Consider the following 23,344-nt stretch of genomic DNA (forward strand, 5'->3'; position numbering starts at 1 on the left):
CAATATGTCTAGGAACGTGTTCTTCTTATTATTTCTCTTCGTTTTTCACATTTGATGTGTTTCTCGAAGCGGGTGCAAAAGTACAACTTCTTTTTAATCTCGCAAGAAATTTTTAAAGTTTTTTTTTGAAGAATTTTACTCTTCTCAAACTTCTTAATCTCTCACCAAAATCTCAAGGAACTTACCACATTTGCGGGGTGCAAAGATAATATTCTAATATTCTCTCACAAGCTTTTTTTGACTTTTATTTTAACTTAATCATCAATCTTCTTGTCAGTATTTCTTAGAACGTGTATCGCTGTTGCGGGTGCAAAAGTAGAACCTTTATTCGTTTTGACAATAGATTTTACAAAGTATTTTGAAAGTATTTTTTAATCAACTGAAAACGTGAAACTTATTTTTTAGCTTTTTTGAGTTTTGTAAGGTTTTAGACTTGTTAACGCTATTTTAAACACAAAGAACACCAAGAAGACACAAAGCCCGCAAAGGCTATTCTAACAAACTATACTAATATATATTAGTACATCTCGCTATTTCAAGCACGATTCACTAGCCCAGATAGAAGTGAAAATCCTTTTGTGCCGGGGTTCGGCACAAAAGATTGAAACGGATAGCGGGAAATAGCTACTAATGAAAAAGACTAAAATAGCAATACAATACCTTTTTAGTCTCTTTATATAATAAGAGAACATTTAACTAATCGAATCGAATTGCTTTTACTGGGGTTATTTTAGTAATAATATAAGACGGAATTAGCAATACCAGGAAGCAAACCCCAACCGTTAATACATTTAATAGTATAATATAAACGACATTTATATAAACAGGCGCTTGATTCACATAGTAATTCTCCGGATTAAGCTCGACGATTCCGAAATACTTTTGAATCAAGAGAATTGCAATACCTATTAGGTTCCCCCAAAACAAACCTCGGAATATTAAATAAGAAGCATTATACAAGAACATTTTTCGGATTGTCCAATTGCTAGCGCCTATTGCTTTTAAGATTCCTATCATTTGTGTACGCTCCAAAATTAAAACCAACAATGCTACAACCATATTTATAGTAGCCACTAATATCATTACAATAAGTATGACTACAATATTAAAATCAAACAATTGAAGCCATTCAAAAATATAACTGTATTTCTCCACTATAGTCTGTGAATCCAAAGTGGAACCGGTGTGCTCATAAACCTGCTCACCAACAGTCTTGATATCATCAAAGTCATTAACAAAAACCTCAAAAGCACCAACCTGATCCGACTTCCATTTATTAATTCGTTGAATATGTCGAATATCACCCAATACATAAGTCGCATCAAATTCTTGAAAACCTGAATTAAAAATCCCAACGATTTTAAACCTTCTTATATTAGGTAATTTGTTTTGCCCTTCTTTCATAAAGAAGGTATTGAACTCATCGCCTACTTTAAGCTTTAACCTATTCGCTAAAAACTGAGAAATCAACACTTCTGAATTCAGACTTGCTGATAAATTAGGCAATCTACCCGAAACCAGGTATTCCTTTATATTATCCCATTTATAATCTGTACCTACTCCTTTAAAAACGATTCCTTCAAAAGCTTCCGCAGTTCTTATAATCCCCGCCTTGCTGGCAACAGCCTGAACATGGCTCACTTCGGGCACCGAACTAAATTTAGGATAAAACTTTTGAATTTTAGAAACCGGGACTAAAGTAGCGTCAGATTGATTATTATCAAAATTAGCAATAATAATATGTCCGTTGAATGCGGAAATTTTTTCGCGAATCTTTTGCTGGAGTCCAATTCCTGTTGCCACAGACACAATCATCATGATCATTCCGATAGCAATAGCCGAAATTGCAATTTTTATAATAGGTGCCGATATACTGCTTTTATTATCTTTAGCAGTAATGAGTCTTTTAGCAATGAAATATTCTAAATTCAAGTGATCTGTTTTCAAAATTGATGTTCAAAAATACAGCTTTATTCTTAGCCATTAACTAATCCACCATATTATATACCGAATCCATATATTAACAACGTAAATAATTAAAGAGGCATTTTCTTTTTCATTTCCTCTACAATATTATATGCAGCCGGACAGATAGGAATGTTTTTCAATGTAATATCAGTAATTTGCTGAAACTTCTTTCTATCAGTATGCGGAAATTCCCGACAAGCTTTAGGACGCACATCATAAATAAAACAAGTATTATCAATATCTAGAAAACTACAAGGAACAGTTTGCAAAACATAATCTTTATCTTCATCTATACGAAGATATTGATCTATAAACTGCTGTGGTTTTTGCCTTAGATGTTTCGAAATTCGTTCAATATCGGCAGAAGTAAATAATGGCCCAGTCGTTTTACAACAATTAGCACACTCTAAACAATCCGTTTTCTTAAATTCAGCATCATGTAAATCCTGCATTACATAATCTAAATTCTTTGGTGTTTTCTTTTTAAGCTTATCAAAATACTTTTTATTTTCAAGTTGCTTATCTTTGGCTAGTTTTTCGAGATCGTTTAAGGATGGTTTGAGCATTTGCGGGTTTGATTTTTCGTTTATTTAAAAACTACGCTCCAAAATTACTCAAATCGATAAACAATTTACCACATTACCCAATAAAACTATTATGAAAGACCTATTTGGCAAAGCTATTCTTGACTATCAAACGAATAATTCTCCAGAAGATTTAATTACTGAAACCACTATTTCGGAAGAAGACGAAATGAGTCTTTCTTATTTATTTCGAAATTTCGAAGCAATGCCTACTATCGAACAAAAAGCATTGCAATTAGCCAAAGGAAAAACACTGGATGTTGGAGCTGGAGCAGGAAGTCATAGTTTGTATTTACAGAACGAAAGAAACTTAGACACGACTGCAATTGACATTTCGGCTAATGCCATTAAAACTTGCCAACTTCGCGGTCTGAAAAAAGCTTTGGTTCAAGATATTTTGACTTTAGAAGACGAAAAATATGATAGCATTTTATTGCTTATGAATGGTACAGGGATTTTTGGCACTTTAAAAAACACTTCTAAGTTTCTTCAAAAACTAAAATCCTTATTAAATCCTGAAGGGCAAATTTTGATTGACAGTTCGGATATCATTTACATGTTTGACGAAGATGAAGACGGCGCATACGAAGTTCCAGCAAATACTTATTATGGCGAATTAGAATTTACCGTTAGTTATAAAGGCGAAAAAGAAGATTCTTTCCCTTGGCTTTACCTAGATTACAACACACTTCAAAATGCGGCAAATGACAACGGACTGAAATGCGAATTAATTTTAAAAGGCGAACATTATGATTATTTAGCTCGATTATGCTTATAAAAAAATTGAAAACGAAAAAGCCAAATAAAATTTTATTTAGCTTTTTTGGTTTCTAAGGAATATTCAAATATTTATGTGTTTGTAATGAAACTCTCCACTTTGGATTATTCATTACATAGTCTACAATTAACGGAGTCATTTCTTCTTTTTTACTCCATTCAGGTTGTAAAAACAATATCGCTTTATCATTTACTAATTCTGCTTGCTCTTCTGCAAAAATAAAATCGTGCTTATTATGAATAATTACTTTCAATTCATGAGCGGCATTATAAACAGTTTCTGTTGGTAATTTATTTTTCTTTGGCGAAAGACAAATCCAATCCCAGGTTCCCGAAAGCGGATAAGCTCCAGAAGTTTCAATGTGTACTTTCAAATTTTTATCTTTCAACCTGGAAGTCAATAAAGACATATCCCAAGTTAAAGGCTCACCGCCTGTTATAACTACAGTATCAGCATATTTACTAGCATTATCAACTATGATATTAATACTCGTTGGAGGATGCAATTCGGCATTCCAACTTTCTTTAACATCGCACCAGTGACAACCTACGTCACATCCACCGATTCTAATAAAATAAGCTGCTGTTCCAGTATGAAATCCTTCTCCTTGAATGGTATAAAATTCCTCCATCAAAGGCAACATAGCGCCTTTGTTCACTTCTAATTGAATTTCTTTTGATAGCATTTTTATAATTTAGGGTGCAAAGATAACTAATTTGCAAAAGAGATTCTTCAATTATCTCAAATGCTTAACAAAACCGCATAAAAAAAGCCAGTATCTCTACTGGCTTAATTAATTTTCAAATCGACTATTGAAGTGATTTCAATGATTGAAGTGAATATTTGTTTGTTGGATCTATTGCAAGTGTTTTATTAAAATTCTCGATTGCTTTAGCTTTATCAAAATTTGCATACCCAGCTCCCATAGTGTTATAAGCTTCAACCAACTTTGTTTTCACAGTAGGCTTAGCTAATTCCTCAGGACCTTTAGCAACAACATGATCAATATACTCTTGGTAATATTTAATCATAGCTTGATCATCTTCTAGTAAACTATTTGTTCTGGCACGAGAAACATAAGCATCAACAGTCTCAGGAGAAGCTTCTAATACATTTCCATAAGCAATATCCGCTTTTTTCAATGCAACCATATCTCTTTCTGCTACCGGTTTTCCAGCATTAGCAAAATAAATAGAATTTCCGAAATAGAAATTATCAATTAAAAATGATTTACTCTCTTTATAAGATGTTGCAATTTCTAAAATAGCTGAAGCTTCTTTAAACATTTTTTTCTCATAAAACTTTTTCCCAACATCACCTAATCCGTCTGCAACTGAAGGCTCTAGTTCAACTGCTTTTTTAATAAACGCAATACCCTCAGCATACAAAGCAGAATCAACAGCTGTTTCCTCAGCATTTGTTCCTTTCTTAATTTTTGCTTTACCTAAGTATAAATAATCCAAAGAAATTACTTTATTAGATGGATTATTTATAAAATCTTGCAAAGAAGAGATAGCAGCATCATTATTACCATTTTCGAAAGCAGCATATCCTAAATATCTAAAGATTCTTGGATTTACTTTATCTAATTCTTTCATTTTATTAGCCTCAATTTCTAAAGCTTTGTAATCTTTAGCCAAAATCAAGAAATCAGCATGACGCATACGAGACACCAATGAATAATCAGTAAGTGACATGTATTTTTCATAATAAGTCAAAGCCTGTTTGATGTACTGCTCATAACGACCAGGAACATTAGCCGCCCAGTAGTAATAAGTTTGAGCAAGCTCTCTATAAACTGGACCGTAATTAGGACTTAACGCAATTACTTCATTGTAAGCAGCAACTGCTTCTTGATACGCTTTTGCACCTTTCAACAAAACTCCCAATTGCATTTTTGCTCTAATTAAAGTATTGTCTGCTTGGAAAGCATTACGGTATGCCGAGAAAGCTTCATTTTGATTTTTATCTCCATAAAAAGCATCTCCTAAAGCCAAAAGAACATGTGGTTCAGTTGGATTTTTCTCTTTAGCAATCGCTAAAGTTGCAAGAGCCGCTTTGTAATCAGGATGAGAGTTATCCATATATGCATTAGCAATATAAATATACTCATCGAAATCTTTTTTACGTGCTTGACTTTTTGCAGATTCAAATTTTGCTTTTGCAGCTACTACATCATTATTTTCTAAATCAATTTGCCCCAATCCAATATTATTAAAATGAGCACCATCTTTAGCTTTCAATCCTTCATTGTAGGTAATCTTAGCCGAATCAATTACACTTTGATTCAAATAAATATTCCCTAAAAGGAAGAAAGCTTTTCCTTCAGAAGGATTTGATTTTATAATAGATTTTAAAGCTGTTTTTGCTTTTTGAAATTGTTCTGCATCTATTTGCTTTTTCACTTCATTAATATCTTGTGCTTGTAAAGCAGAAGCTGAAGCGAAAAATGCAACGCTTAAAATTTTAAATTTGTTCATTGTAACTTTATTTAATTTGTTCATTTCCATTATTCTTTTCTCATTAATAATGCTATTTGTTTCTAATTAGAATCTTTCTTCCAGGCATCGTTGTTGGCAACATTCCTGATTTCAATACGATTCTTTGTCCAATCTCTCCAGCCAAAAATGAAGCAAAGCCCATTCCTAATCCTGAATATCCTTGACAATTCACAATAAACAAATCGCGTGCCAAAGGATAAGTTCCCTCTGCCAGATTATTTTGAGTAGGCGCAAAATAAGAATTTTTATTTAAACCTTTCACGCTTAAAACGTTAATATTAGTTAAATAATCTTTAATATTTACTGTAGGTTGCAACAACCAATTTACTCCAACAATCCCAATCATTCCGTCATTTTCAGCAACAAACTTAACGACTTCTTCATTCGATTTAAAAGAATAAACTCCTTTTTGAGGAACTTGTTTTACTCCAGCCAGAGCTGTCATATAACGAACGGTACTTGAATTAGGATTATCAAACACCAAACCTTTAATCTTTGTTTGAGCACTCCCTTTCAAAAATGCAACAACATCTTTAATCGCAATTAAAGTATCTGTATCTTTTTTATTCGAAATCAAAGCAATAGCATCTGTGGCAATTTTTGTCGTTTTGGGCTTAATCTTTAATTGATCAAAAAACTTAATTTCGTCAGTATTTAATTCTCTTGACAAAACAACAATTCGAGAAGTATCTTTAAGAAATGCTTTCATCACTTCTTTTTCTGATTTAGCTTCAAGAACAATTTTGGCATTATAAGTACTTTCAAAAACCGCAATTTGATCCTCAATTAAAGGCTTGATAGTCTCATCAACCAATAGGATTGCTTTACCCTTAAGTATAGTTTCTTTGTCTTTTTTCGAATCTGATTGTTTACATGAAACAAATACTCCAACTGCGAAAAAGAAAAAAACAGACAATAACAATATTATTTTTTTCATGACTATTCTTTATTATCATTAACAATTCGCATGCAACGAATAAAAGCATACACTATCAAAAGGACTCCAAAAGCAATTCTGTAATTCATAGGCATACTCATTGGAAAATTATCCATAAAGATAACGATTAGTCCCAAAACGAAGTATAACATAAAAAACAAAATACCTATAACGAGAAGAAATCGCTCTCTAAGCGATTTCTTCTGAAAATTTGTAATAAACCTTTTCAACATTATTCTTGTTGTTGAATTGCAATAGGCAATGAATATTGTACCCTAACTGGTTTTCCATTTTGAATACCTGGATTCCATTTTGGTGATTTTTGCAAAACTCTTATTGCTTCTTTTCCAGTTCCGTAACCAATATCTCTTAAAACTTTAATATCTGTTAACGATCCATCTTTTTCAACAACAAAAGATACATAAACCTTTCCTTTCAAACCTTCTTCTTCAGGTGTACGGTAGTTTTTACCCACAAAAGAATAAAACTTATCCATCCCTCCTGGGAAATCTGGTTTTACTTCAATACCTGCAGTACTATAAACTTGATCATCTGACTCTTCAACTACTTGACTAGTTTTAGGTCCAGTTCCAGCAGGCGCAACAGTTAACTCTGCATCTGGGTCACCTTTAATAGTTTCAGCACCTGTTTTTTTATCTTTTAAGTCTACAATCTTAGGTGGTTCTTCAACCACTTCATCAGCTTTGGCCACAACTGGCTTAACAAATTTCACCTGATCTACTGCTGGAGGAGGTGGTGGTGGTGGTGGAGCGTTCAATTTAGGCGGCTCAACTTTCTTTGGAGGTAACTTTACAGTTGTAAGTTTAATATCCTTGAGTGAATTATCTTCTTCACCTCCTTTAGGAATCAAACTGATAATAAGAGGAGCACTAACTGCCAAACTAAAAAAGAAAGCACCAATAAGCAGGGCTTTAATAGTAGTCTTACGGTTAGATTTTCTTAAATCATAAGCCCCATAGAGTTTATTACGACCTTCGAAAACAATTTCAACCCATTGGTTTTTTAATATATCTAATTTCATTTTTCTTAATTATTAGGTTATTAAGAAAACAAGATTGCTCTTATTTTCCTTCTAACAATTTTTGTTCCTCAGGTAAAAAATCATTAACGATTGTATATGTAGGAATTGAAGAGATAGCCATTTCATCTAAAATATCAACTACATTCTTGTATGTTGATTTTTTAGTAGGTTTAATAATTACAATCATTCCCTGATCTGGTTTCCCTTTTGCTGTAGAATATGCTAAAACTTCTTTTTTTCTTTTTAGTAATTCTTTACGTATTCCATCTTTCCCGTAAGCAATAAGTTTAGGAGTCATCGGATTATTAACTAACCCCATGTAATAAAACATCTTATCCTTGTCTCCTAACAATACAGTCATTGTACGATGCTCATCAACTTTAATATCCTTTTGCTCTTTCTTCGGATCTTTATCTGGCAACCCCAAACTCATCGATTGAGGTTTAGACAACGAAGTGGTAAGCATAAAGAATGTGATAAGTAAGAATGCCAAATCCACCATGGCAGTTAAATCTACCTTTGAATTTTGCTTTTTACTTCTTACTTTGCCGCCTTTACCACCACCACTGTCGCCGGTATTTAATTCAGCCATTTTAGTGTATTTTTTTTAATTAAAAATCTTTTCCTCTTAATCCTGTTACCAAACTAAAACTATTGATATGTTGATCTTGCAAAATATCCATTACTTTTTTGATAACCGGATACTGCTCTTTAGCATCTCCTTTAATTGCGATTTGTAATTCTTGTTTACTATTAATAGAATTATTATATTCATTATTAGCGATACGAGCATTATAAACCCACTCTTTCAATTGATTATCCAGAGAATCCATTGGCACACCTGGTTGATTTGCTTTCACACGATCAGAAGCTTTCATATCAATTATTTGCTTAAGATTTTGAATCGGCACACCAAAATCAGTCATTAAAGCAAACTTATCTTTATCTTCTTCAGAAAAAGCTACATTATACTTTTGCCCCATCAACTCAAGTGTTCTCTTACGAACATCTCTCCCTTTCAGGTCAAAGAATATTTTATCCTTACCATCAGTATTACCTATTGTTAAAGTTGCCAAATCAGAATCAGGCAATTTTGTTTGTACAGTAGATGCTGGTGTATCCACAGGCAATGCCTCAGGAATTTTAGCTGTAGCTGTCAAAATAAAGAAGGTAAGCAAAAGGAACGCAACATCGCACATGGCAGTCATATCTGTCGATGTTGACTTTTTTTTCATTTTTATTTTAGCCATTCTTTTTGTTTTTTATTTTGATACAATAATGATATCAAAAATTATTATTGTTTCAAACTTCCTCTGAATTTTCTGTAAGTATTAACGATTGTAGTACCTGCCTCATCAATCGAGTAAGTTAAATCGTCAATTTTCGCAGTAAAGAAGTTGTAAGCAACAATAGCTAAGATTGAAGTAGAGATACCTGTAGCAGTGTTAATAAGTGCCTCAGAAATACCTGTTGCAAGTGCAGCTTGATCAGGAGTACCAGCAGAAGCTAACGCACCAAACGCTTTAATCATACCAGATACTGTTCCTAATAATCCTCCAAGAGTTCCTAAAGATACTAAAGAAGAAATAATAGTCATATTTTTCTCTAACATTGGTAATTCAAGAGAAGTTACCTCTTCTATTTCTTTATGGATAGTTTCAGAAGCTTCTTCACTATTGAATCCTTCTTTCTTAACATCTTGATATTTAACTAATGCAGATCTAATTGCATTTGCAACTGAACCTTGTTGTTTGTCACAAGCAGCAATAGCGTCTTCAATATGACCTCCTTTAATACTTGCTTGTACATTTGCCATAAAAGCATCTAAGTTACCTTTTCCTGCTGCTTTAGTAATTACGAAGAATCTCTCAATAGAGAATACAATTACCATTAATAACATTCCTAATAAAACTGGCACTATAAATCCTCCTTTGTAAACTTGACCTAAAGTATTAATTGGATGTCCTGTTTCTGGATTTCCTCCTTCAAAGTTAGCAGGTGATCCCATGATAAATTTCCAAATCACAATTCCCACTGCCACACATAATAAAATAATGATTCCTGAAACCATTCCTCCTCCTTTTGAACTGCTTTCTTTTTTAACGTTTGCCATTTTTTTTTAAATTTTAATAGTTTTAAATAATTTATTTTCTAGTTATAATTAACTTGTAGTCCCGCAAATTTATACGTTTCGTTCAAATAAAAAAATTTTTTTTCGTTATATTAAAATTAATCAATATCAAAATAATATTAAAAAAACGCAACCTTTGTTTTTTTATCAATATCAACAAAGAAATTCGAAGATATTGTCAAAAAAAATTATTAATTTGTGATTATATACAGCAATATTTCAACATTCAAATTCTTAATACAAAATTATTTTTTTTCAACATTTAACAAAAAAAAAGGCTTAAAATTACAGTAAACACTAAATAATCGACTTCTAGAAACAACAAAACACTATAACATAACCTAAAAACAACCTTAATTAATCATGGGCAACACAGATAATTTTATAAAAAACATCACCGAAGGATACCAATCTAAAGGAGAAAGTATACTACTTGGAGGAGCTATTTTAAATGGAGAAGCTTTAAATAACGCTCCTATAAAAATCCCCTTAAAGACATTAAACAGACATGGGCTAATTGCCGGAGCAACAGGAACCGGAAAAACAAAGACTATCCAAGTCTTATCAGAACAATTATCTTCTTTTGGAATTCCTGTATTAATGATGGACATCAAAGGAGATTTTAGCGGTATTGCCAAAGAAGGAGAAGAAAAATCTTTTATCACCGAAAGACATGCCAAAATAGATATCCCATACCAAACAGCAAGTTTCCCAGTAGAATTATTAAGTCTATCCGAACAAAGTGGAGTGCGCTTAAGAGCGACAGTATCTGAATTTGGCCCAGTATTATTTTCACGAATATTAGATTTGAACGACACCCAAGCTGGCGTTGTTTCTATTATCTTCAAATATTGTGACGACAATAAAATGCCATTACTTGACCTAAAAGACTTTAAAAAAGTCATTAATTACATTACCGAAGAAGGCAAAGAAGAAATCACGGAGAGTTATGGTAAAATTTCAACTTCGACAACTGGCATCATCCTGCGAAAAATTATCGAATTAGAACAACAGGGAGCAGAACTCTTTTTTGGAGAAATGTCATTCGATATTGAAGATTTAATGAGAATTGATGAAAACGGAAAGGGATACGTAAACATCCTTCGTTTAACAGACATCCAAGACAAACCGAAATTATTCTCCTCTTTTATGCTAAGCCTACTGGCAGAAATCTATCAGCAAATGCCTGAAAAGGGCGATGCTGATCAACCTGAATTAGTCATTTTTATTGATGAAGCCCATTTAATTTTCAAAGAAGCCAGCAAAGCACTATTGGAACAAATTGAAACTATTGTAAAATTAATCCGTTCCAAAGGAATTGGAATTTACTTTATTACTCAAAACCCTATGGATGTTCCCAGCGGAATCTTGGCTCAATTAGGTCTTAAGATTCAACATGCATTAAGAGCTTTTACTGCCAATGACAGACAAGCCATAAAACAAACAGCCGATAATTATCCAAGTTCTGACTTCTATAACACCAGCGAATTATTGACAAGTCTTGGAATTGGAGAAGCATTAGTAACCGCTTTGAGCGAAAAAGGAACTCCAACCCCATTAGCCGCTACTATGCTTCGGGCACCAATGAGCAGAATGGATATTTTAACCGAAAGCGAAATTCAGGAAATCAACAACAAATCTAAATTGGTAAAAAAATATAGCGAAAATATTGATCGTGAAAGCGCCTATGAAATGTTGAACAAAAAAATCACTGTTATCGAAGAAGAAAACGCCAAAGAAGAAGAAAGTAAAGCTACTCAATCCCGAACTTCAAATCAAGAACCAAGTACAACTGAGGTTGTAGGTAAATCGGTTTTAAAAGTACTTACCAGTGCTACTTTTATTCGTGGTGCTTTTGGAATTCTATCTAAATTTCTAAAAAAGTAAAAACAATCTCAATATCAAAAATCAATTACAATATCAAAATTGGAAATTGATTTTTGATATTGCAATTAACTGTCTGTGTAACTATTTTTCTAACAACTCCAAAATCTTATTTTCGACTTCAGGAGTGTCCCAGATATTTTCAATGTTATCCATTTTTAAAACTTCTTCCATAATTGCATTTTGAAAATCACCAATTGCCAAGGCTTCCACATAAGGGCGATCACTAAAAGTCACTCTACTATATAAAGGAATCCATTTGTCAGGGTACTTTTCGGCGAATCTTTTCTCAATTCTCTTTTGCAATAAGAATTTATCATCCGCAGTCTTAGAACTCATTTCCATAAAATTCCGATACGAAAGTTCAGCAATAGCATCGGCATTAGGTTTACGGGATTTTTGATATTCTGAAAAAATGCTTTCCCAATCTTCTCCATACTCCAAAATCATTTCATAAAGTACCGTTATATCTTCAAAACCGGCATTCATTCCCTGTCCGTAAAATGGGACAATGGCATGACAAGCATCACCTATTAAAGCCACTTTATCAGTATAAGTCCAGGGAAAACATTTCATAGTAACCAATGTACTGGTAGGATTTTTAAAAAAATCTTCCGCCAGATTTGGAATCACTTCGATAGAATCCGGAAAATTCTTTTCAAAAAAAACAGCTACTTCCTTTCTGTCCGTTAATGATGCAAATGAATTCTCACCTTCAAAAGGCATAAATAAAGTACAGGTAAAACTACCATCGAGATTAGGCAAAGCAATTAACATGTATTCCCCTCGTGGCCAAATATGAAATGAATTTTTGTCTAATTTATGAGAACCATCAGCATTTGCTGGAATATTCAATTCCTTATACCCAATATTTAAAAACTCCTGCGAATAATTAAACATACTCTGACGTTGCATTCGATGACGAATTCTTGAAAAAGCACCATCGGCTCCAAATACCATATCATATCTCCTCTCTTCCCATTCTCCTCTCTCTGTTTCACCAATATGCAAAGTTGCCGTTGCCAAAGTCACATCCCAGATTTTTTCCTCAAAGAAAAATTCAGCACCCGCTTGTTCGGCAAGATCAATCATTTTTCGATTCAAAGTTCCTCTGGAAATAGAATATATAGATTCTCCTTCTTGTCCGTAATTTTGAAACTTAAGATTATCCACCAAATGAATCGCCCGCTTATCCATTGGAATTGCAATTTCACGGACTGCATCACCCACTCCCACTCCGTCAAGCGCTTTCCAACCCCGATTAGACATAGCCAAATTAATCGAACGCCCTGAAAATTGTATTTTTCTAATATCCGGACTTCTGTCATAGATATGAACAACATGCCCTGCTTTTTTTAAATAAATAGCTAATAGTGACCCCACTAAACCAGAACCTACTATCGCTATTTTTTTAGGAGTTTGCATTTTTATCTTATAAAGGTTAATCAAAATTACTGATTTATTATTTGAACAGCATTCAAAACTCCTGTTTTTCCCCGTAACAAACCTCACATGATATTTATCAGCTTTTAAACAAATGTATTTTACAAACTTTGCACAAACTATAATGAATGTATGAACATGACAAAAAATCTAAAACCATTACATAGCTTCCATATCCCGGTTATGGGATTAGCTTACACAATAGACAGTCCTATTCGTGTGGCTCAATATGGAATTTCTTCGGTGATTTCGATTGCCGATGACGAACTGATAGAGAAAATGAATGCTTTTTATCATCAAAAATTCAATCTTCCATACCAAGAAATATCTCAAAAAGTAGCCGACTACAGAGCCAAACGGATTACTTCTTATTTGAATTTAGCAGACAAAATTGTAAAAGAAAAGTTTGAGAATTTCAAAAATGAATTGGTTGATAGTAAAGAAACATTAGAAAACTACATTGATCTTTTACCTAACAAATCGGAAATAAAAAAAGGACTTCAAAACCTGATTGACGAAGGATTTCATTGGAAAGAAAACATCAAAAACTATATCGAAAAACACTTATCGGCTGGTGCTATTGATGTCAATATAATGACAAAATTAGACAAAGACAATTTCGATAAAAACGAACAATTGCCTATTATCTTTAATGATGCACATGCTGCGCTTAGAGGTTTTGCAAACAGTACGGTAAACTCATCAGTTGTTCTTTCGGCTGGAATGAATCCAAGACTATACAGCTATTTTGAAAACTTCGCCGACTTTTATCCGAATGAAAACAACCAACTGAAAAAGAAAATCACTTTAAAAGTAAGTGACTTCCGATCGGCAATGATTCAGGGTAATTTTTTAGCGAAAAAAGGATTATGGGTTTCAGAATACCGTATCGAATCGGGATTAAATTGTGGAGGACATGCCTTTGCAACTGATGGTCTTTTATTAGGCCCAATTATGGAAGAATTCAGAGAAAAGAAAGAGCAACTCGTTCAATCGGCTCATGAGTTAATGATAAAATCTTTAGAACAAAAAGGGAAATTAATTCCAGAAAATCCATTAGATTTAAAAATCACGGTTCAGGGTGGAGTAGGAACTTCGGAAGAACACGAATTTTTATTGAATTATTACCAACTGGATTCTGTAGGTTGGGGTTCGCCATTTTTATTGGTTCCAGAAGCCACTTCAGTAGATAAAGCAACCCGTAATTTATTGATTAATGCCAAGGAAGAAGATTTATATTTAAGTCATATTTCTCCATTGGGAGTTCCTTTCAACACTTTGAGAGGAACAACTAACGAAAAAATAAAGCAAAAACGCATTCAAGAAAGCAAAGCAGGAAGTTCTTGCCCAAAAAAATTTCTGGCACTAAACAAAGATGCCCAAGGCAAAGGAATATGCACTGCTTCTAAAAAATACCAAGATGGAAAACTCGAAGAATTAGAAGAAAAAAGAAATACAATTTCAGTTGAGAATTACGAAAAAGCAAAGGAACACATTACCGAAAAATCATGTCTTTGCGTAGGCTTAGCCAATGCTTCTTATTTAGAAAACAACATTAAAATAAAAGGCCAAGACCAAGGTGTTGTGATTTGTCCTGGTCCTAATATTGCTTATTTTGACCAAGAAGTTTCACTTGCAAAAATGGTTCAGCATATTTACGGAAACACCACGGTTTTAAGAAATGCAAATCGTCCAAACTTATTTCTAAAAGAACTCAAAATGTATATTGATTATTTAAAAAATGACATTCAATCCATTACAGAAGAAATCAATGCTGCAAAAACCAAAAAATTGGAATCATTTAAAAACAATCTTTTGGAGGGAATCGAATATTATCAAAATTTATTTGTCAGTGTTCCAAATTTTGAAACCATCAAAAACGAAGCTTTAAATCAGCTTAGTAATTACAAAAACGAATTGTTTAGTATTGAAATTCCAAGATTAGAAACAGCATAATCAACCATAAAAAAATCCCTTAAGCATGAAGTCCTTAAGGGATTTTGATTTTATATCAATTTTATTTTTCTAAAATTCCTCTTTTTAATATTTGTCCAAAATTGTACATATCTTCAAAAGAACAATACAATGGAACCGGCGCAAGTCGAATTACATTAGGCTCTCTCCAATCAGTAATCACCCCATTTTTCATCAAATAATCAAACAAACTACGTCCTTCTCCATGCAAAAAAACAGACAACTGGCAAGCTCTTTCGGAAGGATTGGAAGGTGTAATGATTTCGAAACTACTTGTTACTTCCTTGTCAATTTCGTGCAAGATAAATTCTAAATAAGCCGTGATTCTATCTCTTTTTTCAATCAACGCATCCATTCCTATTTCGGCAAACATTTCTACCGAAGCCAGATAAGGAGCTAAAGACAAAACAGGCAAATTACTAATTTGCCAACCGTCGGCTCCCTGAATAGGATCAAAAGTAGGTTCCATTTTAAAACGACGTTCTTTATTGTGTCCCCACCATCCGGCAAATCTTGGCAACTCCGGATTATTATGATGTTTTTCGTGCACAAAACAACCCGAAGCATTTCCAGGTCCGGAGTTCATGTATTTATAACTACACCAAGCAGCAAAATCGACATTCCAATCGTGTAGTTCCAATTTAATATTTCCCGCAGCATGTGCTAAATCCCAACCTACATAGGCTCCAACTTGATGCCCTGCAGCAGTAATGGTTTTCATATCAAAAACCTGTCCGGTGTAATAATTTACTCCACCTATTAAAACCAAAGCTAATTGGTCTCCCACTTCGTTAATTTTTGATAAAATATCTTCAGTGCGAATATTATGTTCACCTTCACGTCGTTTCACCTCAACAATTACTTCTTCGGGTTTTAGACCATGAAAATTGACCTGACTTTGAAACATATATTGATCAGAAGGAAATGCTTTTTCTTCACAAATAATTTTAAATCTCGTTTTTGTAGGTCGGTAAAAAGAAACCATCAACAAATGAAGATTCACCGTAAGCGTATTCATCACAGTAACCTCAAGCGGTTTTGCCCCAACAATCTTACTCAATGGATTTGCAAACCGCTCTTGATAATCCCACCAGGGTTTCTCGGCATAAAAATGGCCTTCGACAGCCAGATTAGCCCAATCCTTCATGATTTCATCAACATAAGCTTTGGTTCTCTTAGGCTGTAAACCCAACGAATTTCCAGTAAAATAAATCACCTCTTTATCATTAACTTTTGGAAAATGAAATTCGTCTCTGTATTTATTTAGGCTATCCTGAGAGTCGAGCTGTTGAGCAAAAGCTCTGGTGTTTTCGAAAATCATAATGTGGTTTGGATTTTGTTTTGTAAAAATACTTAAAAAAGAAAACACTAAATCACAAAGGCTTACATGAAAACAAAAATGCAGTTAAATTATTATATTTCAATTTCTTAATTCATTATATTTGATTGAATCTAAAACATTTAGTCATGATTAAAAACAATTTAAATGTCATTATTATTGCCTTAGCCATTGTAACGTCGGCTTACTTGTTTTCGAATGCTTTTCAAAATCGCAATAAAAACACCGACACTATAAGCGTTACCGGTTTAGGAAAGACCGATTTTGTTTCAGATTTAATTGTTTGGAGAGGAACATTTTCCAGAAAAAGCACTTCTCTAAAAGAAGCCTATTCATCTATTGACTCAGATAGAGAAAAAATTAAAAGCTACTTATCCAATAAAGGAATTGCGTCGAACGAAATTGTTTTTTCGGCAGTAAATTTTAATAAAGAATACCAAAGCACTTATAATGAAAATGGAACTGTAAGAGAGAATATCTTTTCAGGTTTCAGCCTAACCCAAAGTGTCAGTATCCAATCTAAAGAAGTAAATAAAATTGAAGATATTTCGAGACAATCCAGTGAATTAATCAATTCAGGAATTGAATTTTATTCTAATGCTCCCGAATATTATTATACGAAACTTGCTGAGTTAAAGATAAAAATGATTGCCGAAGCTACAAAAGATGCCAGTACAAGAGCAAAAAGTATTGCCAAAAATGCCGATGCTGATTTAGGAAATTTAAAAAAATCAGAAATGGGTGTTTTCCAAATCATTGGTCAAAACTCTTCTGAGGATTATTCTTATGGCGGTTCGTTCAATACCCAATCTAAAAACAAAACCGCTACCATTACTGTGAAACTGGTTTATCAGGTAGATTAATTCATCTGCATTTTTGCATGAGGGATAGTAGTGGAATTGAAAATCATCGAATACCTATAAAAAATAAAATTCTAATGAGATAAATCCTTTATGTTTTTTCTTTAAAAACATAAAGATTGCAATGGATAGCCCGGTCTCGTTAAAAAAAGCATAAGGTACGGTTGCTTTTTTTAACGAGAACATGCCATAAAAAAACTCGCCATTGCTGACGAGTTTTTTTATGAATTAACCTTTATAATGATTAGATAATTAACATTGCATCACCATAAGAATAGAATTTATACTTTTCTTTGATGGCTTCTTCGTATGCTTTTTTCATTAAATCGTGTCCACAAAATGCTGAAATCATCATCAACAAAGTTGATTTTGGTGTGTGGAAATTTGTAATCATACAGTTAGCCACGCTAAAATCATGTGGAGGAAAGATAAACTTATTAGTCCATCCTTCAAACGGATTCAGCGTATTTTGTGAAGAAACTGAACTTTCAATAGCACGCATAGAAGTAGTTCCTACAGCACAAATACGTTTTCTTTTAGTTTTAGCTTCATTAACAATATCACAAGCTTCCTGAGTAATTTTTAATTCCTCAGAATCCATTTTATGTTTAGATAAATCTTCTACTTCAACTGGGTTAAAAGTTCCTAAACCTACGTGAAGTGTTACTTCTGCAAAATTAACTCCTTTTATTTCTAGTCTTTTTAATAAATGTTTTGAGAAGTGCAATCCAGCAGTTGGCGCTGCAACAGCTCCTTCTTCTTTAGCATAAATAGTTTGGTAACGCTCAGCATCTTCCGGTGTAACCTCTCTATTGATATATTTAGGAATTGGAGTTTCTCCAAGTTCAGTCAATTTATTTCTGAATTCTTCGTAAGAACCATCGTAAAGGAAACGTAAAGTTCTTCCGCGAGAAGTAGTGTTATCAATAACCTCAGCTACTAACGAATCATCATCACCGAAATATAATTTATTTCCGATTCTGATTTTACGAGCCGGATCAACTAAAACATCCCAAAGACGTTGTTCAGCATTTAATTCTCTCAATAAAAACACTTCGATTCTTGCTCCTGTTTTTTCTTTATTACCGTATAAACGAGCAGGAAAAACTTTAGTATTATTCAAAATCATTACATCTCCATCGTCAAAATAATCGATAACATCTTTGAACATTTTGTGTTCGATAGTTTGTTTTTTACGATCAATAACCATTAAACGAGCTTCATCTCTATTCTCTGCAGGAAATTCTGCAAGAAGTTCTTTAGGTAAATCAAATTGAAAATGTGATAATTTCATTCTAAAAAGTTATAAGTTATAAGTTATAAGACTTAAGTTTTGATCCTTAGTATTATAATCGGTTGCAAATATACGATTGTGAGATAGGCGTTGTCAAGTGTTTTGCTGTTTAATTTAGAATTAAAACAACAAAACCTCAAAGAGTCAATGTTTTAAGGATGTAACTAAAACTTTTAACCTACTAAATCGGAGACTTTATAACCTAATTTCTCCATATCATCCCAAAAATCAGGATAAGATTTAGAAACTACATCGGCATTTTCGATAATTATTGGCACTTTTAATGCTAATGGAGCAAAAGCCATTGCCATTCTGTGGTCATTATAGGTTCCAATTTTTATATTCGAATTAATTTCTGAAGTAGCCACAAGAGTCAGACTATCATTAGTAACAGAAATATTTGCACCCAGTTTACTTAGCTCAATTCTTAAGGCTTCTAATCTGTCTGTTTCTTTAATTTTCAAAGTATGAAGACCTGTAAGATGACAACCAATTCCTAAACCAAGACAAGTAACCACAATGGTTTGAGCAATGTCTGGCGTATTATTCAAATCGAAAGTAACATCTGTGTATTTGAACTTTTTAGTTTTGGTCAAAGTAATCGTATCTGCATTAAATTGGGTTTCAACCCCCATTTCTTTATAAATAGAAACTAAGGCTGAATCGCCTTGTAAACTTGATTGTTTGTAACTGGTTAATGAAATAGTAGCTTCATCGGCTAAAGCTGCCAAACTAAAAAAGTAAGAAGCCGAACTCCAATCAGATTCTACAGTCATTACTTTAGATTCAACATCTTGTTTTGGAAAAACCTTAATTATATTCCCTTCAAAACTAGTTTGGATATCCAAATCATTCAGCAAAGCCAAAGTCATTTTGATATAAGGAATCGAAGTAATTTCTCCTTCAAGAGTTAATTCGATACCATTTTCTAATTTAGGAGCCACCAACAATAAAGCCGAAATATACTGGCTACTTACATTAGCAGCCATATTTACTTTAGATTGAGTAATTTTTTGCCCTTTAATTCGAATAGGCGGATAACCTTCTTCTTTCAAGAAAGAAATATTGGCTCCTAATTGACGTAAAGCTTCTACTAAAATTTTAACAGGACGCTCTTGCATACGGCTAGAACCTGTTAACACCACTTCGCGACCTTCTTTTACAGCAAAATAAGCCGTAAGAAAACGCATTGCTGTTCCTGCATGATGAATATCTACCACTTCTTCATTTCCGCTCAATGCCATTTGCATTACTTCGCTATCATCAGAATTAGAAGTATTAGCCAAAGTAATATTAGGAAATAACGCTTTTAACAGCAACAATCTATTAGTTTCACTTTTAGATCCTGTAACTGCAATTTGAGCATTTAAGTTAGAATGTGTTGTTTGTAGTAGTAAATTCATTTTTTAAATTATTAGTTGTGAATTATCAGTTATTGCCCATGAGCATTAACTTAAATAATTTGAGGGCGCAATTTACCACTCGCAATTCACAATTCATAATTCAGAACTGATAATTATTTTAATTTTTCATTGTTTTTGTGACGGTCTTTATCACGAACGGATTTTAAATCCATTTTTTTATCGAAGGCTGCTTGTAAATCGATTCCCGTTTGGTTTGCTAAACATAAAACTACAAAAACTACATCGGCTAGTTCTTCACCTAAATCTTTATTCTTATCACTCTCTTTTTCTGATTGCTCTCCATAACGACGGGCAATTATTCGAGCTACCTCACCTACTTCTTCGGTAAGCTGAGCCATATTAGTCAATTCATTAAAATAACGAACACCGTGTTCTTTTATCCAAGTATCTACGTCTAATTGGGCGTTTTTTAAATTCATTTTTTTTGTTTTTTAAGACTTTAAATTTAACCCTATCAGGGTTTTAAAACCCTGATAGGGTTAAATTTAAAGAGTGAAATTAATTTATTCAATTATCAAATCTTGAATCCCATTTAAGTTTTGCTGTTGGTTATGGTAAAAAATAAAATTTTCTACATCACCAAATTGTTCAATTACTTCTTCTCGTTTCAATCGTGTTGGTTTATCCGAAATAATAGTTCCATAAGACGACCATGGATATAAACTCATTTGTTTTACAAAACCATGATGAACAGGATTATTATGAATGTAAAAAATTAATTGTTGAAAATATCGCTCCGAAGATACCAATTTCCTTTCAAAAACATTCTCAAACAAACAGCCGGTTCTATTATGTCGCTTGTTGATTGCTTGGGTATAGGCATTAAAAAGATGCGAGAACTGCCTAGAGGGATTTATTATTTTTGGTTTTTCGGTTGTGGTATAACTCAATTCTTCCGAATTTATTTCTGCCTCATCTTTTATCCTGACCAAAACATGAAAATGATTTTTAAGCAAACACCAAGCATAAGTTTCTACAACTGGTTCTATATATTTAGCATACAACCGAAGAAAATGATAATAACTATCATTATCAAAAAAAACATCAATACCGTTATTTCCTCTATTATAAATATGATAATAATTACCGTAAAGAATTGGGTCTTTGACTTCCATCTCTTTTAAATTTAGTTAACTTACCGCACCAACTCTATCAGGGTTTAAAACCCTGATAGAGTTGAATTATATTTTTTTAAGTACTATTTTTTCGTGTTGCATTTCAATCATTTTTTGATAGAAGTCTTTTAAACCACCATAAAGATCTGCTGCAGCTATTCCTATATTTATTTCTTTTGTAACAGCAATTTGAACATGATCTCCATTAACTGTACTGTTTATTAAAAAAACCATCGATTTATCTTCGGTTGCAATCTTCATCGGTTTAGGAATGGACTCTACCTCATAACCTTCAGGAATTTCAAAATTCAAATTGTATTTTTCTTGTCTCGGATAGCCAAAATAAATTGGCATTTTTCTTTTTTCCTGAACAAAAGGATTTTTATTCGTTGTAAAAAACAACAGCGGATTTATAAACATCTTACCACCTATAATTTCACAATGATTATTGCTTGTAAAAGTAAATTTTTCAACAATAGCTTTTGACAAATCGGTATTCTTATTTTCAATCGTGTAGTCGCTAATCTCAATCCCGTTAAATTCATTTTCTTTTTTCTCAAGATAATTCTCATTTTTCATGTTCGCCTCTCTTTCTCTAAAAATCAGCGCTTCATAATCTGTTTTTTGCACCAAATATTTCCCAGAGATATTCCCATCCTTAGCTACAGCAACATTTAGATTGTAATTCTGTTTAGATGGCTTATTAGGCACCAGATTAATTTCTTCCGAAGTACCATCTTGCCTAATCAATCTTCCATTCCAATTTAATGTATTTAAAGGCAAAATATTAGAAGTAGTAAATTTATTAGTTGCATCTAACAAGATTTTTTCTCCATTAATTTCAACGGCAGCAATAACATAATTAAAAACAGTTCTACCCGGAAAAACAGGAATCCCATGTTCTCGCGTACTAACTAATACTGGATTAGCCGAAATCCCTGCCAAATTCAGCATGTTAATTAAATTAAAGTTGATTTCGGCCACATTACCTGTCTGATCAAGATAAGCTTGCTTAGCACCTTTATCAGTATAATAACCGTATTCTCCGTTCCAATTCATTTTACTTTGGATAAACTTAAAAACAGCGTTCATTTTATCTAAATCAGATATTCCTTTATCCTGATTATTAATAATTGCTCTTAAGTCCTCTAAAAGATACAATCGCTCTAACAACTCTTTACCAAAACTTTTTTCATCATAAATAATTCTGGCAACGCCATCCCAGGTTTGAGAATAATCTTTTACTGGCTCATTAGGATATCTTGTTGTCTCTAATTCATATTGCAAAGAAGACTTATAATTATCCATATTATCTACATAGCTTTCTCTTACTAACGAAGGCACATCATCCACTACAAACGTAGATTTTATTTGTTGATAAATGATTGAATTTGTTTGTCTATACTCATTATCATAAGTTTGTGAAGCCTGTTCTAACTTCATATCTGATTTCACATTAACATACCCCGTAAGTAGTTGTTTATAAATAAAATACTCTGGTATTTCACTACAATATTCTACATGATTTGCCGGAATGGAATATTGAATTTGGAATACGGGAAACTTAGTTAAATTTTCTGATTTAATTGTATATTTAAGTTCAATAACAGATCCTACTTTTACGTTAGGCATTGTTACAGTTGCTTTTTTCCAATTTTCATTCACATTACCTTTAAATGTACCTTCACTATTTAATTTAGTTTTTACAATACTGCCATTTTCAATATTATAGGTAATTCCGTCAGAAAACCGAACCATTTCATCACTCAAGTTTTGATATCCAATATAATAGGGGACTTCAAAATTAGCCCATTCCAAACCCTCTTTTTTATAGATTTTAATTCTAATTTGGATTTCATGGTTAGCAACAAAACCTTTCTTAATATCATAATTAAAATAAGTTCTACCTTTTTTAAACAATATGGCGGCTACTGCAGTAGAATCTTTAGTATGCACTTTTTCCTGTAACTCTGCAATAGAGACTCTACCTAGCCTATAATCCTGAGCATTACTTTTAAAAAACATCATAAAAAGCAAGGCAACAACGAGTAATAATTTAAATTTCATTTG

The 23,344-nt window shown here is 32.8% G+C and carries 20 protein-coding genes; 4 read left to right on the forward strand and 16 right to left on the reverse strand.

Going from position 1 to position 23,344, the window contains the following annotated elements; genetic code table 11:
* Positions 1-696: 696 nt before the first annotated feature.
* Positions 697-1,932: an ABC transporter permease gene (locus GTZ96_RS10570; RefSeq protein ID WP_161643868.1), complete on the reverse strand. Its 1,236-nt coding sequence runs from the start codon at positions 1,930-1,932 to the stop codon at positions 697-699.
* A 104-nt stretch (positions 1,933-2,036) separates the two neighbouring features.
* Positions 2,037-2,534, reverse strand: coding sequence for a YkgJ family cysteine cluster protein (locus tag GTZ96_RS10575; RefSeq protein ID WP_161643870.1), 498 nt, complete (start codon positions 2,532-2,534; stop codon positions 2,037-2,039).
* Between the two features lie 91 nt (positions 2,535-2,625).
* Between GTZ96_RS10575 and GTZ96_RS10580 the strand changes: the two genes are divergently transcribed.
* Positions 2,626-3,330, forward strand: coding sequence for a class I SAM-dependent methyltransferase (locus tag GTZ96_RS10580; protein WP_161643872.1), 705 nt, complete (start codon positions 2,626-2,628; stop codon positions 3,328-3,330).
* A gap of 52 nt (positions 3,331-3,382) precedes the next feature.
* Here the strand turns inward: GTZ96_RS10580 and GTZ96_RS10585 are convergent, their stop codons facing one another.
* From GTZ96_RS10585 to GTZ96_RS10620, 7 genes are all read right to left on the reverse strand, one after another.
* Positions 3,383-4,015 (reverse strand): 7-carboxy-7-deazaguanine synthase QueE, encoded by a 633-nt coding sequence (locus GTZ96_RS10585; protein WP_161643874.1) that lies wholly within the window; start codon positions 4,013-4,015, stop codon positions 3,383-3,385.
* A 124-nt stretch (positions 4,016-4,139) separates the two neighbouring features.
* A complete protein-coding gene (locus tag GTZ96_RS10590) occupies positions 4,140-5,810 on the reverse strand; it encodes a tetratricopeptide repeat protein (protein WP_161643972.1) in 1,671 nt (556 codons plus the stop codon).
* A gap of 52 nt (positions 5,811-5,862) precedes the next feature.
* The gene (locus tag GTZ96_RS10595; RefSeq protein WP_161643876.1) at positions 5,863-6,768 is read right to left on the reverse strand and encodes a PstS family phosphate ABC transporter substrate-binding protein; all 906 of its coding nucleotides are present in this window, start codon (positions 6,766-6,768) and stop codon (positions 5,863-5,865) included.
* A gap of 232 nt (positions 6,769-7,000) precedes the next feature.
* Entirely contained in the window at positions 7,001-7,810 is an 810-nt protein-coding gene (locus GTZ96_RS10605) for an energy transducer TonB (protein WP_161643878.1), read from the reverse strand.
* A 40-nt stretch (positions 7,811-7,850) separates the two neighbouring features.
* Entirely contained in the window at positions 7,851-8,402 is a 552-nt protein-coding gene (locus GTZ96_RS10610; RefSeq protein ID WP_161643880.1) for an ExbD/TolR family protein, read from the reverse strand.
* A 19-nt stretch (positions 8,403-8,421) separates the two neighbouring features.
* The gene (locus GTZ96_RS10615; protein ID WP_161643882.1) at positions 8,422-9,060 is read right to left on the reverse strand and encodes an ExbD/TolR family protein; all 639 of its coding nucleotides are present in this window, start codon (positions 9,058-9,060) and stop codon (positions 8,422-8,424) included.
* A 44-nt stretch (positions 9,061-9,104) separates the two neighbouring features.
* On the reverse strand, positions 9,105-9,923 hold the full coding sequence (locus GTZ96_RS10620; RefSeq protein ID WP_161643884.1) for a MotA/TolQ/ExbB proton channel family protein: 819 nt from the start codon (positions 9,921-9,923) through the stop codon (positions 9,105-9,107).
* 381 nt (positions 9,924-10,304) lie between these two features.
* On the opposite strand from GTZ96_RS10620, the gene GTZ96_RS10625 reads away from it, so the two are divergent.
* On the forward strand, positions 10,305-11,828 hold the full coding sequence (locus GTZ96_RS10625; protein WP_161643886.1) for a helicase HerA-like domain-containing protein: 1,524 nt from the start codon (positions 10,305-10,307) through the stop codon (positions 11,826-11,828).
* Positions 11,829-11,909: 81 nt separating this feature from the next.
* Here the strand turns inward: GTZ96_RS10625 and GTZ96_RS10630 are convergent, their stop codons facing one another.
* Positions 11,910-13,250 carry an FAD-dependent oxidoreductase gene (locus GTZ96_RS10630; protein WP_161643973.1) on the reverse strand — a complete coding sequence of 447 codons (1,341 nt, stop codon included), beginning with the start codon at positions 13,248-13,250 and terminating at the stop codon, positions 11,910-11,912.
* 156 nt (positions 13,251-13,406) lie between these two features.
* Between GTZ96_RS10630 and GTZ96_RS10635 the strand changes: the two genes are divergently transcribed.
* A complete protein-coding gene (locus GTZ96_RS10635; RefSeq protein ID WP_161643888.1) occupies positions 13,407-15,224 on the forward strand; it encodes a hypothetical protein in 1,818 nt (605 codons plus the stop codon).
* A gap of 61 nt (positions 15,225-15,285) precedes the next feature.
* Here the strand turns inward: GTZ96_RS10635 and kynU are convergent, their stop codons facing one another.
* Positions 15,286-16,563, reverse strand: coding sequence for a kynureninase (kynU, locus tag GTZ96_RS10640; RefSeq protein WP_161643890.1), 1,278 nt, complete (start codon positions 16,561-16,563; stop codon positions 15,286-15,288).
* Positions 16,564-16,709: 146 nt separating this feature from the next.
* Between kynU and GTZ96_RS10645 the strand changes: the two genes are divergently transcribed.
* On the forward strand, positions 16,710-17,444 hold the full coding sequence (locus GTZ96_RS10645) for an SIMPL domain-containing protein (RefSeq protein WP_161643892.1): 735 nt from the start codon (positions 16,710-16,712) through the stop codon (positions 17,442-17,444).
* Positions 17,445-17,685: 241 nt separating this feature from the next.
* Here the strand turns inward: GTZ96_RS10645 and queA are convergent, their stop codons facing one another.
* The 5 genes from queA to GTZ96_RS10670 all read right to left on the reverse strand — a co-directional run bounded on the left by queA (position 17,686) and on the right by GTZ96_RS10670 (position 23,341).
* A complete protein-coding gene (gene queA / locus GTZ96_RS10650; protein WP_161643894.1) occupies positions 17,686-18,735 on the reverse strand; it encodes a tRNA preQ1(34) S-adenosylmethionine ribosyltransferase-isomerase QueA in 1,050 nt (349 codons plus the stop codon).
* A gap of 173 nt (positions 18,736-18,908) precedes the next feature.
* Positions 18,909-20,138 (reverse strand): 3-phosphoshikimate 1-carboxyvinyltransferase, encoded by a 1,230-nt coding sequence (gene aroA / locus GTZ96_RS10655; RefSeq protein WP_161643896.1) that lies wholly within the window; start codon positions 20,136-20,138, stop codon positions 18,909-18,911.
* A gap of 113 nt (positions 20,139-20,251) precedes the next feature.
* A complete protein-coding gene (locus GTZ96_RS10660) occupies positions 20,252-20,578 on the reverse strand; it encodes a nucleotide pyrophosphohydrolase (RefSeq protein ID WP_035661076.1) in 327 nt (108 codons plus the stop codon).
* Positions 20,579-20,662: 84 nt separating this feature from the next.
* Complete coding sequence (locus tag GTZ96_RS10665; RefSeq protein ID WP_161643898.1) at positions 20,663-21,274, reverse strand: hypothetical protein; 612 nt, start codon at positions 21,272-21,274, stop codon at positions 20,663-20,665.
* A gap of 66 nt (positions 21,275-21,340) precedes the next feature.
* Positions 21,341-23,341, reverse strand: coding sequence for a DUF3857 domain-containing protein (locus tag GTZ96_RS10670; protein WP_161643900.1), 2,001 nt, complete (start codon positions 23,339-23,341; stop codon positions 21,341-21,343).
* Between the last annotated feature and the right edge of the window lie 3 nt (positions 23,342-23,344).

It is taken from the genome of Flavobacterium undicola (assembly GCF_009909155.2).
GTDB classification, from domain to species: domain Bacteria; phylum Bacteroidota; class Bacteroidia; order Flavobacteriales; family Flavobacteriaceae; genus Flavobacterium; species Flavobacterium undicola.

Bases quoted from the DNA above. Each gene is read 5' to 3' on its own strand.
- GTZ96_RS10620 (WP_161643884.1), bottom strand. From the start codon at position 9,923: ATGGCAAACGTTAAAAAAGAAAGCAGTTCAAAAGGAGGAGGAATGGTT.
- aroA (WP_161643896.1), bottom strand. From the start codon at position 20,138: ATGAATTTACTACTACAAACAACACATTCTAACTTAAATGCTCAAATT.
- GTZ96_RS10630 (WP_161643973.1), bottom strand. From the start codon at position 13,250: ATGCAAACTCCTAAAAAAATAGCGATAGTAGGTTCTGGTTTAGTGGGG.
- GTZ96_RS10660 (WP_035661076.1), bottom strand. From the start codon at position 20,578: ATGAATTTAAAAAACGCCCAATTAGACGTAGATACTTGGATAAAAGAA.
- GTZ96_RS10615 (WP_161643882.1), bottom strand. From the start codon at position 9,060: ATGGCTAAAATAAAAATGAAAAAAAAGTCAACATCGACAGATATGACT.
- GTZ96_RS10625 (WP_161643886.1), top strand. From the start codon at position 10,305: ATGGGCAACACAGATAATTTTATAAAAAACATCACCGAAGGATACCAA.
- GTZ96_RS10610 (WP_161643880.1), bottom strand. From the start codon at position 8,402: ATGGCTGAATTAAATACCGGCGACAGTGGTGGTGGTAAAGGCGGCAAA.
- GTZ96_RS10635 (WP_161643888.1), top strand. From the start codon at position 13,407: ATGACAAAAAATCTAAAACCATTACATAGCTTCCATATCCCGGTTATG.
- GTZ96_RS10590 (WP_161643972.1), bottom strand. From the start codon at position 5,810: ATGAACAAATTTAAAATTTTAAGCGTTGCATTTTTCGCTTCAGCTTCT.
- GTZ96_RS10585 (WP_161643874.1), bottom strand. From the start codon at position 4,015: ATGCTATCAAAAGAAATTCAATTAGAAGTGAACAAAGGCGCTATGTTG.
- queA (WP_161643894.1), bottom strand. From the start codon at position 18,735: ATGAAATTATCACATTTTCAATTTGATTTACCTAAAGAACTTCTTGCA.
- kynU (WP_161643890.1), bottom strand. From the start codon at position 16,563: ATGATTTTCGAAAACACCAGAGCTTTTGCTCAACAGCTCGACTCTCAG.
- GTZ96_RS10575 (WP_161643870.1), bottom strand. From the start codon at position 2,534: ATGCTCAAACCATCCTTAAACGATCTCGAAAAACTAGCCAAAGATAAG.
- GTZ96_RS10605 (WP_161643878.1), bottom strand. From the start codon at position 7,810: ATGAAATTAGATATATTAAAAAACCAATGGGTTGAAATTGTTTTCGAA.
- GTZ96_RS10665 (WP_161643898.1), bottom strand. From the start codon at position 21,274: ATGGAAGTCAAAGACCCAATTCTTTACGGTAATTATTATCATATTTAT.
- GTZ96_RS10645 (WP_161643892.1), top strand. From the start codon at position 16,710: ATGATTAAAAACAATTTAAATGTCATTATTATTGCCTTAGCCATTGTA.
- GTZ96_RS10670 (WP_161643900.1), bottom strand. From the start codon at position 23,341: ATGAAATTTAAATTATTACTCGTTGTTGCCTTGCTTTTTATGATGTTT.
- GTZ96_RS10595 (WP_161643876.1), bottom strand. From the start codon at position 6,768: ATGAAAAAAATAATATTGTTATTGTCTGTTTTTTTCTTTTTCGCAGTT.
- GTZ96_RS10580 (WP_161643872.1), top strand. From the start codon at position 2,626: ATGAAAGACCTATTTGGCAAAGCTATTCTTGACTATCAAACGAATAAT.